This is a genomic window from Pseudorhodoferax sp. LjRoot39 (assembly GCF_964253035.1).
Lineage (GTDB): Bacteria > Pseudomonadota > Gammaproteobacteria > Burkholderiales > Burkholderiaceae_C > Pseudorhodoferax.
Window position 1 is genome coordinate 1 of the sequence record NZ_CAXUQL020000002.1, and the last position, 13,106, is coordinate 13,106.

The 13,106-nt window shown below is 67.4% G+C and carries 14 protein-coding genes; 8 read left to right on the plus strand and 6 right to left on the minus strand.

The window, feature by feature from the left end:
* Positions 1 to 274: integrase core domain-containing protein (locus ACSQ4M_RS35060; RefSeq protein ID WP_436194128.1), on the plus strand; the 274-nt coding region annotated here is incomplete at its 5' end.
* A 349-nt stretch (positions 275 to 623) separates the two neighbouring features.
* Here ACSQ4M_RS35060 and ACSQ4M_RS35065 read toward each other — a convergent pair.
* From ACSQ4M_RS35065 to ACSQ4M_RS35075, 3 genes are all read right to left on the minus strand, one after another.
* Positions 624 to 971: a nuclear transport factor 2 family protein gene (locus tag ACSQ4M_RS35065; protein WP_436194129.1), complete on the minus strand. Its 348-nt coding sequence runs from the start codon at positions 969 to 971 to the stop codon at positions 624 to 626.
* 3 nt (positions 972 to 974) lie between these two features.
* On the minus strand, positions 975 to 2,279 hold the full coding sequence (locus tag ACSQ4M_RS35070; RefSeq protein ID WP_436194130.1) for a cytochrome P450: 1,305 nt from the start codon (positions 2,277 to 2,279) through the stop codon (positions 975 to 977).
* Between the two features lie 68 nt (positions 2,280 to 2,347).
* Positions 2,348 to 2,674 (minus strand): 2Fe-2S iron-sulfur cluster-binding protein, encoded by a 327-nt coding sequence (locus ACSQ4M_RS35075; RefSeq protein ID WP_436194131.1) that lies wholly within the window; start codon positions 2,672 to 2,674, stop codon positions 2,348 to 2,350.
* A 162-nt stretch (positions 2,675 to 2,836) separates the two neighbouring features.
* Between ACSQ4M_RS35075 and ACSQ4M_RS35080 the strand changes: the two genes are divergently transcribed.
* Entirely contained in the window at positions 2,837 to 3,691 is an 855-nt protein-coding gene (locus ACSQ4M_RS35080) for an SDR family oxidoreductase (RefSeq protein WP_436194132.1), read from the plus strand.
* Positions 3,692 to 3,726: 35 nt separating this feature from the next.
* On the opposite strand, the gene ACSQ4M_RS35085 is transcribed toward ACSQ4M_RS35080, so the two are convergent.
* Positions 3,727 to 4,668 (minus strand): VOC family protein, encoded by a 942-nt coding sequence (locus ACSQ4M_RS35085; RefSeq protein WP_436194133.1) that lies wholly within the window; start codon positions 4,666 to 4,668, stop codon positions 3,727 to 3,729.
* Positions 4,669 to 4,677: 9 nt separating this feature from the next.
* Positions 4,678 to 4,905, minus strand: a complete 228-nt coding sequence (locus ACSQ4M_RS35090; RefSeq protein ID WP_436194134.1) for a ferredoxin — start codon at positions 4,903 to 4,905, stop codon at positions 4,678 to 4,680.
* Positions 4,906 to 5,163: 258 nt separating this feature from the next.
* Between ACSQ4M_RS35090 and ACSQ4M_RS35095 the strand changes: the two genes are divergently transcribed.
* From ACSQ4M_RS35095 to ACSQ4M_RS35120, 6 genes are all read left to right on the plus strand, one after another.
* Entirely contained in the window at positions 5,164 to 5,931 is a 768-nt protein-coding gene (locus tag ACSQ4M_RS35095) for an IclR family transcriptional regulator (protein WP_436194135.1), read from the plus strand.
* Positions 5,932 to 6,268: 337 nt separating this feature from the next.
* On the plus strand, positions 6,269 to 7,576 hold the full coding sequence (locus ACSQ4M_RS35100) for an amidohydrolase family protein (protein WP_436194136.1): 1,308 nt from the start codon (positions 6,269 to 6,271) through the stop codon (positions 7,574 to 7,576).
* Between the two features lie 18 nt (positions 7,577 to 7,594).
* On the plus strand, positions 7,595 to 8,743 hold the full coding sequence (locus ACSQ4M_RS35105; protein WP_436194137.1) for an acyl-CoA dehydrogenase family protein: 1,149 nt from the start codon (positions 7,595 to 7,597) through the stop codon (positions 8,741 to 8,743).
* A gap of 15 nt (positions 8,744 to 8,758) precedes the next feature.
* Positions 8,759 to 9,829: an acyl-CoA dehydrogenase family protein gene (locus ACSQ4M_RS35110; protein ID WP_436194138.1), complete on the plus strand. Its 1,071-nt coding sequence runs from the start codon at positions 8,759 to 8,761 to the stop codon at positions 9,827 to 9,829.
* Complete coding sequence (locus ACSQ4M_RS35115; protein WP_436194139.1) at positions 9,826 to 10,632, plus strand: crotonase/enoyl-CoA hydratase family protein; 807 nt, start codon at positions 9,826 to 9,828, stop codon at positions 10,630 to 10,632. Before ACSQ4M_RS35110 ends, ACSQ4M_RS35115 begins: the two co-directional genes overlap by 4 nt.
* 9 nt (positions 10,633 to 10,641) lie before the next feature.
* Positions 10,642 to 11,772: an acyl-CoA dehydrogenase family protein gene (locus ACSQ4M_RS35120; protein WP_436194140.1), complete on the plus strand. Its 1,131-nt coding sequence runs from the start codon at positions 10,642 to 10,644 to the stop codon at positions 11,770 to 11,772.
* A gap of 53 nt (positions 11,773 to 11,825) precedes the next feature.
* On the opposite strand, the gene ACSQ4M_RS35125 is transcribed toward ACSQ4M_RS35120, so the two are convergent.
* Positions 11,826 to 13,097, minus strand: a complete 1,272-nt coding sequence (locus ACSQ4M_RS35125) for a cytochrome P450 (protein WP_436194141.1) — start codon at positions 13,095 to 13,097, stop codon at positions 11,826 to 11,828.
* Between the last annotated feature and the right edge of the window lie 9 nt (positions 13,098 to 13,106).

The window sequence follows — 13,106 nt, forward strand, 5'->3', positions numbered from 1 at the left end:
GTACGCAGGTAGGCGCTGCCGGGCGCTGGCCGCCGAGCTGGGCATCACGGTGTCCATGAGCAGGAGGGCCAACGCCTGGGACAACGCGCCCATGGAGAGCTTCTTCAAAACGCTGAAGGTCGAGCGCATCCATCAGGTACGCTACGACACGCGGGCGCAGGCCAGGCTGGACATCGTCGATTGGATCGAAGGCTGGTACAACCGCCAGCGCTTGCACTCGGCCAACGGCTTCCTGCCCCGAGTGATCTGGGAGAGTACCCGCTTGGCTGCATGACTTGATGTACGTTGAAACGAGGCAGGGTCACTTCGCATCAGCGTTCCAAGACAGCCATCCAAGCCGTCGGTAGTGGACACCGCGATCGGAATGCACAACCGGCCGCTCGCTTCTGGCTGAGACGGTTCCGATGGTCGTGCCAGCGCACAGGCTCTGGCGTGACGCGGCGCAGGTGCTGATCCGCTACAGCCGCGGCGAAGCTGAGGCCAAGGCAGTGGCGGCGCGTGATCGGAGGGACCGGCCAGGCTGCCGGAGCTGCCTGCGCCAGCAAACCTGGCGGCGCCATGCCTGTCTCCAGCAGAGGACGAGCATGTGTCGGCGCTGGAAGCGAAAGGCTACTAGTCGCCGTTCAGACCCCCAGGATGAAGTAGCGTATCTGCAGCACGCCGGCATCAAAACGATAGATCTCCACCGTCTCGATCCCCCTATCCGCGCCGCGCAGTTTGTTGCGGTTGTGGCAGGCGGCTTCGGCACCGTTGACGATGGTCACGACCTCCTCTATCTCGACCTTGGCGCTTTGGTGCTCCCACATCTGCTCCAGGACCGGCCAGCCGTCCGCCTCAGCTCGGCCGACATACTCGATTCGCAGACCGTTGGGTGCGGCCGCCCGGTAGGCAGCGAAGAAGCCCACCTTATCACCCCTGTTCCAGGCCGCGACCTGGGCGTGCAGAAAGGCCTCGATGGCTTGCTTGTCCATGGCTCAGTCCCAGACCACATGGACCGACTTGGCGCCACGCAGGTGCGCGCCCTCGATCTTCGGCGCCGACTTGTCCGGGTCCAGCCGCAGGTTAGGCATGAGGTCCAGGATCGCATTGACGGCGCACTGCAGCTCAATCTTTGCCACGAACTGCCCGATGCACATGTGCGGGCCGAAGCCGAAGCCGAACGAGGGCTTCTGGCGCCGGTCGATGTCGAACCGATCGGGGTTCTCGAAGGTGTCGCCGTCGCGATTGGCCGACGCCACCATGCACTGCACGAACGAGCCCTTGGGGATCTTCACGCCGCGGATCTCCACGTCGGCCGCCGTCTCGCGGACCTTGAAGGTCGACACCGGCTCGAAGCGCACTGCCTCGTCGATCAGCTTATTCACCAGCGCACGGTCGGCACGTACGCGGTCCAGCAGGCCCGGGGTGGTGAGCAGGATCGTCATCACCGAGCTGAAGGTGCGGGTCGTGGTCTCGCCGGCGGCTGGCAGCAGCGAGCGCGCGAATGTCGCCACCTCGTGGTCGTTCAGCTTGTGGCCTTCGTACTCGGCCTTGATCAGGCGAGAGATCACGTCGTCGGTGTGTTCGGCACCTTCGGCCCGGCGCTTCTGCGTGGCCTCTAGCAGCGCGTCGTACAGGCCCTTGACGCCGATGTAGGCGAGGCGGCGCGCCTCCTCGACCTTGGAGGGATCGATCTGGTTGGCGCCCAGCATGGCCAGCGCCCAGGCGGCGTACTGGTTGTACTTCTCCTTGTCGCCCTCCGGAAACCCGACCAGGGCGTACATCAGGCGGATCGGGAAATACAGCCCGAACTCCATAAGATCGGCGCGCTTGTTCGGCACCAGTGGTTCGATGAAGTACTCGCGGATGATGCCGTCGATCTTCGGGCGCCACTTGTTGACCGTGTCGGGCATGAACCCAGGCTGCAACAACGCGCGCACGCGGCGGTGCGCCTCGCCGTCCATGCCCAGGATCATCAGCCCGTCCCAAACCTTGCCCAGGCCTTCGAGGATGAAGCCGTTGGTGTAGTTAGTGCCGTCCTTCAGCACCGCCATGACATCCTGATACTTAAAGATCGCGTAGGTCGGCCGCGTGCCGGCCTGCAGGCCGGCGTTGGTCGGCACGTTCAGGAACTTCGCGATGAAGTCGCCTTCGTAGACCGGCGTGGTCTCGCGCATCTCGCTGCAGGCCGCGAAGATGTCGTCGACGTTGCCCTTGTAGAGGGCCGAGACGCTGGAATAGGCCTCTTCAACCAGCTTGGCGCTGTCCTTCGGTTCGGCGATGGCTTGGGATGTGGTCATAGCAGTCTTTCGTGGGCTGTGATGGAGGTGGCACGGCGGCAGGTGCGCCGGCGCTGGCGTGGTGCTGGCTACTGCACTTCGGGCAGCGTGACGGACAGGCCGGAGAGTTCGGACGACATCACCACGCGGCAGGCTAGGCGGCTCGACGGGCGCCGAGGCTCGGCCGTGCAGTCGAGCATCGCGTCCTCTGTGTCGTCCACCGGCTCCAGGCGCGCCTGCCAGCCCTCGTCGATGTAGACGTGGCAGGTGGCGCACTGGCAGGCGCCGCCGCAATCACCGTTGAAGCCGGCCAGACCCTGGGCCAGCGCCGCCTGCAGCAGGCTGGTTCCGTGGGCGACCTCCAGCGTCGAGGTGCGCCCATCGGCATGGTTCACATTGCAAGTGGCAGTGGTCATCGGCTCTCCGGATGGCAGTAGGGTTGCAGCATGATATATAAACACTTATCAACTTTGTGTTCATATTTTCCCTAAGTTGGATAAGCCGCCAATAGATATAAACACCATCACGACAAGTGTTCACTTTTCGTTAAGCTGCACCGCAAGACAAGGGACCCGACCATGAACATCGACCTCAGCAACCGGCGCGTCATCGTGACCGGCGCCTCGCGCGGCATCGGCCGCGCCATCGCCTCTGCCTTTGCCGCCGATGGCGCGCGTGTGGCCATCTGCGCCCGCAACGCGGCCGAGCTACAGGCCACCGGCCGCGCGCTGCAAGAGCATGCCGGCGCGGTGATTGCACGCTCGGTGGACGTCACCGACACGGCTGCCGTCCGCCGCTTCGTTGACGAGGTAAGCGAGGCCTGGGGTGGCATCGACGTGCTCGTCAACAACGCCGGCCAGGGCCGCGGCGGCAACCTGGACACGCTGACGCCCGAACAGATCCTGGAACATGCCAACGTGCTGCAGATGGGGCATTTCCGCTTCATCCAGGCCGTGGTGCCTCACATGCGCCAGCAGCGCTGGGGGCGCATCATAGAGATCAATGCGCTGGCCGGCGCCGTGCCCACGCCGGACGGCATCCCCTCGGTCATCAACCGCGCCTCGTGCATCGCGCTGTCCAAAAGCCTGGGCATGTCGCTGCCCAAGGACGGCGTCCTGGTCAACACGCTCAACATGGGCTGGATCGACACCGGCCAATGGGACCGGCACTTCAGGGAAATGCCCGAAGGCAGTTGCACGCGCGAGGAGTTCGACGAGATGGCGCTGAAGGTGGTGCCAGCCGGCCGCTTCGGCCGCCCGGAAGACGTGGCCGGCATGGTCCTGTTCTTGGCCAGCGACCACGCTGGCTTTATCAGCGGCGCCTCGATCGACATCGCCGGCGGCATGCAGGGCCAGATCGCTTACTACCCCACGCTCAAGCGCGAGTTCAACGAGCAGATGAAGGCCCGCGTGGCGGCACAGCAAACCGCCTGACGTAGGTGTGGCAGGGCGGGCGCCCCGCTTCCCGCTCAGCGCCGCCGGGCCAGCGCCTCGGGATCCATGACCTCTTCCGGCGCACGCACGCTGGGGCCAAGGATGGGTCCCACGATCTCGTGGCCCCAGGTGCTGAGCTTCTCGGGGTTGAGCTCGAAGCCATCCTGGTGCCAGGGCTCCAGTTCGGTGATGGTCTCGATCGCGAAGCCGGACGGAGTGAAGTGATAGAACGACACATGCGGGTCCTGCACATGCTGGCCTAGCGTCATCATCATCTGCAGCTTGTGCAGCTTGACCAAGTCGTATGTCTCGCCCACGTCGCGCAGCGTCTTGACGAACAGGCCGACGTGCTGGACACCCATCTTGGCCGGCCCGAAGCCGTAGGCGATGTCGTGGCTGGTGTGCTCGTTGAGCTTGGCACGGTAGAAGCCCGTCGTGCCCTTGCCGGCGCCGGCGCCGTACCAGTGCATCCCCATCACCTCGGTCAGGAATTGTTCCAGCTCGGGCGGCTGCTCGGGCGTGATCACCACCACGTGCCCCAGCCCGCGCGCATCCGCGAGAAATCCGCCATGAGGCCGTCCCGGCACAAAGGAGCGCGGCAGCCACTTCTGCGCATAGAAGAGCTCGTGACGGAAGCCGACCGGGTCCAGGAAGCGCACCACCTCCTTGACCCCGCGGAGCTCGCACAGCGCAGCATCGCCGACCGTCACCTCGACCCCATGCTCGCGCAGCCGCGCCACCGCGGCGCGGTACTCGAGCTTGCCGCGCGCCTCCCAGCCGATGTAGGCCAGCCGGTCGACCTTGCCTGGGTGGAAGGCAAAACGGTGCCGCCGGTCGTCGATCTTGAAATAGACAGAGTCCGCGTCCGCCTCGGGGGCCTTCACGAGCTGGAAGCCCATGACCTGCGGGCCATAGGTGCGCCACTCGTCGAGCTTGGCGGATTCAAAGCCGAGGTAGCCGATGCCGATGAGGTCCATGTCTGCTCCTCAGACGGCTTCGACGCGCAAGGCCTCGGCCGGGCAGGCGGCCGCCCCCTCCCGAGCCTCTTCCTCCAACCCGGGCGGCACCATGTCGTCGTCCAAGTAGACGAGGCCGTCCGCATCGAGCTTGTAGACCTGCGGGCACACCTGCGCGCACAAGCCGTAGCCGCAGCAGCGGCTGCGGTCGGCGAAGACACGGAGGACACCCGAGGCTTTCATCGTCTGTTCTGTCATGCAAAGTCTCCTGAACAAGTCAATTAGTGAACACAATACCCCAAAGTGTCTCAAATATCCATGCCGTCTGTCTTGGTGTTTCTTCCGATATCGGCAAGTTATTCCGACTATAGAATTTGACTTGGCGCCAACCAGCCCGCTAACCGTACAGCGGCACCGTGCAGTGCGTCAGAACACATGAATCGAACCGCACGCGCACGCCTACCTGAACCATCCCCGCATGCCGCCGACGACGCACCTGAAACGGATGCTGGCAGCGTGCAGGCCAACCGCATCGGCGGCGGCGTCACCGTCAAGCCGGTCGTCAACACCGTCGGCATCCTGCGCCACCTGGCGCAGACTGGGACGCCGGAGCGTGCCGCCGACCTCGCCCGGCACCTGGCCATCAATCCCAGCACCTGCTTCAACATCCTGCGCACGCTGGTGGCCGAGGACGTGGTCGATTTCAACCCGGTGACGAAGATGTACTCGGCCGGTCTCGGTTTGGCGCGGCTGGCGGCCCAACTGGTGACGCAGGGCCAGCGTATGGAACACGCCAAGCCCTTTATGCAGGACCTGGCGGCACGCTTTCACGTCACCATCACCCTGTGGCGCCGCATGGGACCCGACAGGATCGTGCTGGTGAGCTCTGAAGCCAGCCCGACGGACCTGCGCATCGACATGGCCACAGGGCAGCGCCTTCCGATCCTGATGGGTGCCAGCGGCCGGCTCTTCGCCGAACAGTTGTCCGACAAGGAGTCGGATATCCGTGAGGCGTTCGATCAAATGCGCTGGATGAGGCCTTTGAGCTTCGACGCCTACATGCGTGAGGTCGGGCGCGCTAAGCGCCGGGGCTGGGCCACAGATGACGGCCATTTCGCCAACGGCATCCTGTCGGTCGCCGCGCCCGTGCGCGAAGCATCCGGCGCCATCGGCTTCACTATCTCCGCGGTCATGATCCGCGGCCACCACGATGACGCTGGCGTCGAGGCGCTCGGCGAAGCCCTGCGCGAGACCGGCGAGCAACTCTCTCAGATCCTCTTCTAAGTCCCGCCGGCTTCGGGCGCCGCATGGCGCCACCGGCCTGTCAGTGCTCCACCCGGCGGGCCTGACACCTCCTCGCCCCGCCGCCGTACACCGTCGCGCGCCATGCGCGGACGCCCTCTTCGCGCCACGCCTCTCCCGCGCGCTCCATGCATCGCCTGCCGCACCGAGCCTCTCGCCGGGGCGCGGCGCACGCCTGCGCCTGCCTGGAGCATGCGCACGAAATCGCACCGTCTAAGGGCAAATACTGAACACATTTCAACTTTATGTTCATATCATGGCCTGCGTCAATCGCAACCCCCTGCGTCACCGCCGGGCCCCAACTGCTTCAGAGGACATCATGAAACTGGAAGACCTCATCCTCGTCAGCGTCGACGACCACGCCATCGAGCCGCCGAACGCCTTTGCCCCCCACATGCCGCTGAAGTACAAGGGGCGCGAGCCCCACGTGGTCCACCGCGGTGGCCGCGACGTGTGGATGTTCGAAGAGCGCGCCACCGGCTACATGGGCCTGAACTCCGTGGTCGGCCGGCCGAAGGAGGAGTACGGCATGGAGCCCCTGTCGTACGAGCACATGCGCCGCGGCACCTGGGAGATCAAGGCCCGGGTGGATGACATGAACGCCAACGGCGTGCTGGGCTCGCTGTGCTTCCCCACCTTCCCCGGCTTCGCCGGGCAGCGCTTCCAGAACGTCGAGAACCGCGACATCGCGCTGGCAGCGATCCAGGCCTACAACGACTGGCATCTGCACGACTGGTGCAATGCTGCGCCCGGGCGTTTCATTCCGCTCGCGCTCGTGCCCTGGTGGGACATGCAGGCCGCTGCCGCCGAGATCACGCGCCTGGCCAAGCAGGGCGTGCATGCCGTTTCGCTGTCGGACAACCCGACCGTGCACGGCTTCCCCTCGATCCACAACGACCACTGGGACCCGCTGTGGAAGGCCTGCGCAGACAACGACGTCGTCGTGTGCTGCCACATCGGCACCGGCGTGAAGGCCGCGCATGCGTCCGACGAGTCGCCGATCGACGCCTGGATCACCTCCATGCCGATCTCCATCTCCAACTCCGCGGCCGACTGGATCTGGGCGCCGATGTGGAAGAAGTTCCCCAAGCTGCGCATGGCGCTGTCCGAGGGCGGCATCGGCTGGATTCCCTATCTGCTGGAGCGCGCCAACTTCACGCACAACCACCACAACGCCTGGACCAACTCGAACTTCGGCGGCAAGAAGCCCAGCGATATCTTCAACGAGCACATCATCACCTGCTTCATCGAAGACGAGTTCGGCCTCCACAACCTCGACTACATCAACGTCGACAAGGTCACCTGGGAATGCGACTACCCGCATTCCGACTGCACCTGGCCCAACTCGGCCAACGTGTTCCATTCGCAAAGCGGCCACCTCAGCGACGAGATCATCAACAAGATCACGCACCTGAACGCCATGCGCGAGTTCAGCTACGACCCGTTCTCCATCCTGGGCCGCGAGAACTGCACGGTCGGCGCGCTGCGCGCCAAGGCCACCCACGTCAGCATCGAACCGGCGCTGGGCATGGGCGGAGCAGCGCCCGAGCGCGACCCGACCAAGCCCGTCACGTCCGGCGACATCAACAAGATGTTCGCCGCCGCCGACGCGCAGACCGCGCTGTAAGCCGACGCCCGCACGCCGATGAGCATCGCGCAGTTCAGCTACAGCCGCATCCCGCCCCAGGCCGAGCGCCTGCGTGCCGATGTGCGGGCCTTCCTGAAGGAGGCCATGGCGGATTACCCCGCCGTGCGCCGCGCCGATTCATGGATGGGGTTCGATGCCGGCTTCAGCCGCAGGCTCGGCGCGCAGCGCTGGGTCGGCATGGCCTTGCCGCGCAGCCACGGCGGCGGCGAGGCCAGCCCCTTCGCGCGCTATGTCGTGATCGAGGAGCTGCTGGCCGCCGGCGCGCCGGTGTCCGCGCACTGGATCGCCGACCGCCAGAGCGGCCCGCTGATCCTGCGCTTCGGCACGGAGCGGCAGAAGGACCGGCACCTGCCGCCGATCTGCCGCGGCGAACAGTACTTCTGCATCGGCATGAGCGAGCCCGGCTCGGGCTCGGACCTCGCGTCGATCAAGACCCGCGCGCGCCGCGACGGCAGCGGCTGGGTGCTGTCGGGCCAGAAGGTCTGGACCACCAACGCCCACAAGTCCCACTACATGATCGCGCTGGCCCGCACGGCCGACCAGACCGCGTCGCGCCACGAAGGCCTGTCGCAGTTCATCGTCGACCTGCAGGCGCCGGGCGTGACGATCCGTCCGATCAAGGACCTGACCGGCAGCGAGCACTTCAACGAGGTGTTCTTCGACGACGTCAGGCTCGGCCCGGATTCCCTGATCGGTACCGAAGGCCAGGGCTGGGAGCAGGTCACGGCCGAGCTCGCGTTCGAGCGCAGCGGCCCCGAGCGCTTCCTCAGCAGCATGGCGCTGCTGCACACGCTGGTCGATGCCGTGGGCCCGCAGCCTGACGCGCTGCAGGCCAAGGAAATCGGGCGCCTGGTCGCACGCCTGCACGCGCTGCGCAACATGTCGCTGGCCGTCACGGCGCAGCTGGCATCGGGCGGCAACCCGGCCTGGGCCGCGTCCTGCGTGAAGGACCTGGGCACCGGCTTCGAGCAGGAGCTGCCCGAGATCGCGCAACTGCTGACCGATCTGGCACCTACCACGCAGGGCGGCACCAACCACGCCCGCGTGCTGGCGCAGCTGGTGCAGATGGCCCCCTCGTTCTCGCTGCGCGGCGGCACGCGCGAGATCCTGCGCGGCATCATCGCCCGTGGTCTCGGCCTGCGCTGACCTCCAAGGACACCCATGCGCGAAATCTACGAATCGACCCTCGACCGCCTGCTCGCCGATGCCGTCACGCCCGCCGTGGCACTGGCCGCCGAGGGCGGACAGTGGCCTGCAGCCCTCTGGGATGCGGTGGAGGCCTCGGGCTTCGCCCTGGCGGCCGCGCCCGAGAGCGCGGGCGGTGCCGGCGGCAGCTGGGACGACCTGTTCGTCGTGCTGCGCACCTGCGGCCGCCACGGTGCCCCGGCCCCCCTGCCCGAAGCCTTGCTCGCCAACGCCGTGCTGGGCCAGTGCGGCCTGGCGCCGGTGGAAGGCGTGCTGTCGTTCTCCACCAGTCGCGTGCCGCTGGAGCACGGCAGCGCCAGCGGCACGTTGCTCGACGTGCCCTGGGGCCGCCATGCCGCCCACGTGCTCGCCCTCTCCGACGATCCCAGAGCTCCCGAGCTGCTGCTGCTTCCGGCCACCGGCCTGCGCCACACGCCGGCGCTGAACACGGCCGGCGAGCCGCGCGACACGCTGCACCTGGACGCCGTCGTGCCGGTGGCCCGCGCGCCGCTGCCGGCCGGCGTGCCGCACGACGTGCTGCTACTCGGCGGTGCGCTGCTGCGCTCGGCACAGACCGCCGGCGCCCTGCAGGCCGTGCTCGAGATGACCACGCAGTACGCCACCGAACGCGCACAGTTCGGCCGGCCGATCGGTGCGTTCCAGGCCATCCAGCACCAGATCGCGGTGCTGGCCGAACACGTGGCGCTGGCCGGCATCGCGGCCGAAGCGGCCTGCGCGGAATCCAACAGCGCCTGCGTGGGCGGCTACGCCCCGCTTCCCATCGCCGTGGCCAAGGTCTGCAGCGCCGAAGCGGCGGGCACCGCAGCCGGCATCGCGCACGCCGTGCATGGCGCCATCGGCTTCACGCACGAGCACACGCTGCACCTGCTGACCCGCCGGCTCTGGGCCTGGCGCAGCGAGTACGGCTCCCTCACCCATTGGTCGCAGCGCCTGGGTACCGCCGCCTGCGTCGGCGGCGCCCAGGCCCTGTGGCCGGCCATCACCGCGGGCGGCTTCGCGCCCCAGACTGCAACGGCATCTCCATGAGCGACAAACCCTTTCTGATCATCGAACGCGATGGCCCGGTCGTCACGGTCCGCATGGACCGCCCCGACACGCGCAACGCCCTCACCGAGCCCGCGCAGATGCGCGAGATCACCGACCTGTGCCATGCGCTGCGCAGCGACCGCGAGGCCAAGGTCGTCGTGCTCACCGGCAATGGCACGGCGTTCTGCGCCGGCGGCAACGTCAAGGACATGCAGTCGCGCGGCGGCATCTTCGCGGGCAGCCCCTACGCGGTGCGCAACAGCTACCGCGACGGCATCCAGCGCATCCCGCTGGCGCTCTACGAACTGGAGCTGCCGGTCATCGCCGCCGTCAACGGCGCGGCCATCGGCGCCGGCCTGGACCTGGCCTGCATGTGCGACATCCGCATCGCATCCGACAAGGCGGTGTTCGCCGAGAGCTTCGCCAGGCTGGGCATCGTGCCGGGCGACGGCGGCGCCTGGCTGCTGCCGCGCGTGGTCGGCATGCCCAAGGCCAGCCTGATGGCGCTGACCGGCGACAGCATCGACGCCGCCCAGGCCCTGGCCTGGGACCTCGTCACCCAGGTCGTCCCGGCCGAGTCGCTGCTCGGCGAAGCGCAGGCGCTGGCCCGCCGCATCGCCGCCAACCCCAGCCACGCGCTGCGGCTGACCAAGCGCCTGCTGCGCGAAGGCCAGCACATGCGTCTCGACTCGCTGCTGGAGCTGTCGGCCGCATTCCAGGCCCTGGCCCACCACACAGAAGACCACCATGAAGCGGTCAACGCCTTCCTCGACAAACGCGCCCCCGTCTACACCGGCCGCTGACACACCACCATGACCACCCGCCCCGTCTTCCGCGACGACCACGAACACTTCCGCGACACCGCACGCCGCTTCGTCGAAAAGGAAATCGTCCCCCACCTGCACGCCTGGGAGAAGGCCGGCATCGTGCCCAAGTCGCTCTGGCAGAAGGCCGGCGCCGCCGGGCTGCTGTGCTCGACCGTGCCCGAGGAGTACGGCGGCTCGGGGGGAGACTTCGGCCACTCGGCCGTCATGATCGAGGAACTGGCGCGCGCCAACGCGACCGCCGTCGGTTTCACCACGCACTCGGAGATCGTCGCGCCCTACATCGTGGCCTATGGCACCGAGGAGCAGAAGCAGCGCTGGCTGCCGCGCATGGTCAGCGGCGAGCTCATCGCCGTGATCGCCATGAGCGAGCCCGGCATCGGCAGCGACCTGCGCTCCATGCGCACCTCGGCACGGCGCGAGGGCGACGACTACATCGTCAACGGCCAGAAGACCTTCATCACCAACGGTGGCAACGCCGGCCTGATGGTCACCGCCACCAAGCTCGACCCCAACGACAAGAAGCTCACGCTGGTCTGCGTCGAGGAAGACCGCGACGGCTTCTCCAAGGGCCGGCTGCTCGAGAAGATCGGCCTGAAGGGACAGGACACGTCGGAGCTGTTCTTCGACAACGTGCGCGTGCCGGTGGCCAACCGCCTCGGCGCCGAGAACGAGGGCTTCAAGTACCTCACGCACCAGCTGGCCTGGGAGCGCACCATCATCGGCATCCGCGCCGCCGCGTCGATCGAGACGCTGCTGGCCGAGACCATCCAGTACACGCGCGACCGGCGCGTGTTCGGGCAGACCGTGTTCGACTTCCAGAACACGCGTTTCAAGCTGGCCGAGTGCAAGGCGCAGGCCACGATGCTGCGGTCGTTCGTCGACGACTGCCTGGCCCGCGCCATGCGCGGCGAGCTGACCGCCGAGGTCGGCGCCATGTGCAAGCTGATGGGCTCGGAGATGCAGGGCAAGGTGCTCGACGAGCTGCTGCAGCTGCACGGCGGCTACGGCTTCATGAGCGAGTACAAGGTCTCGCGCGCCTGGGTCGATGCCCGCGTGGCCCGCATCTACGGCGGCACCAGCGAGATCATGAAGGAAATCATCTCCCGCAGCCTGTAGCCGACAGGCCCGGTGCGGACCGGCCATGCCGGTCCGCCTTCCTGCGCGAGCCGTCAGTCCCAGAGCACGTGGACGGCGTGCGGCCCGCGCAGCTGGGCGCCGGTGATCCTCGGCGCCGGCCGGGAGGGATCGAGGCGCAGCCCGGGCAGCATGTCCAGCACCGCGTTCACGGCCACCACCAGCTCGGTCTTGGCAACGAACTGCCCGATGCACATGTGCGGCCCGAAGCCGAAGCCGAACGAGGGCTTGGGCCTGCGGTCGATGTCGAAGCTCTCGCTGTTCTCGAAGGCGTCCTCGTCGCGGTTGGCCGAGGAGACGATGCACTGCACCATCGCGCCCTTGGGGATCTTCACGCCGCGGATCTCCAGGTCCTTGGCGGCCTGGCGCACCTTGAACGTGGCCACGGGCTCGAAGCGCACGGCCTCGTCGATGGCCTTGCCCACCAGGCTGCGGTCGGCCTGCACGCGGGCCAGCACATCCGGCCGCTCCAGCAGCAGCGCCATCAGCGAGCCGAAGGTGCGCGTGGTGGTCTCGCCGGCCGCCGGCAGCAGCGAGCGCACGAAGGTCGTGACCTCGTGGTCGTCCAGCGAGCGGCCTTCGTACTCGGCGCGGATCAGCCGGCTGATCAGGTCGTCGCCCTGCGCACCGCTGGCGCGCACTTCCTTCACGGACAGGTTGACCGCGTCGTACAGCGCCTGCGCCGCAGCCATGGCCTTCTTGCGCGCGATGGCCGCCTTCTCCGCATCGACCTGCGGGCCGGTCAGGATGTCGAGCGCCCAGGCCGCGTACTGGCGCACGCGCGCCGGGTCGTTGTCGGGAAAGCCGATCACCGAGTAGATCAGCCGGATCGGGAAGTGCAGCCCGAAGTCCATCAGGTCGCCCTGTCTGTGCGGTGCCAGCGCCTGCAGGTACTCCTCCCGCACGATGCGGTCCATCCTGGGCTTCCAGCGGTTCACCACCTCGGGCATGAACACCGGCTGCAGCAGCGCGCGCGCATGGCGGTGCGTGTCGCCGTCCATGCCGGTCAGGATCAGGCCGTCGAAGAACGCACCCAGGCCCTCGGCGATGAAGCCGCTCGTGAAGTTGGTGGCATCGCGCAGCACGGCCATCACGTCGGCGTACTTGAACAGCGTGAAGGTCGGCCGGTTCGGATCGAGGCCGGCGATGTCGGGCACACCCAGCCGCCCCATGAAGTTGCCCTCCATCACGGGCGTGTTGCGCCGCATGTCGCGGTAGGTGGCGTGCAGGTCGACATCGGACCCGCGGTAGTTGTCGGCCACGCCTTCGAACGCGCTCTGCAACGCTGCGGATTGCTCATTTGCCATCACGGTCTC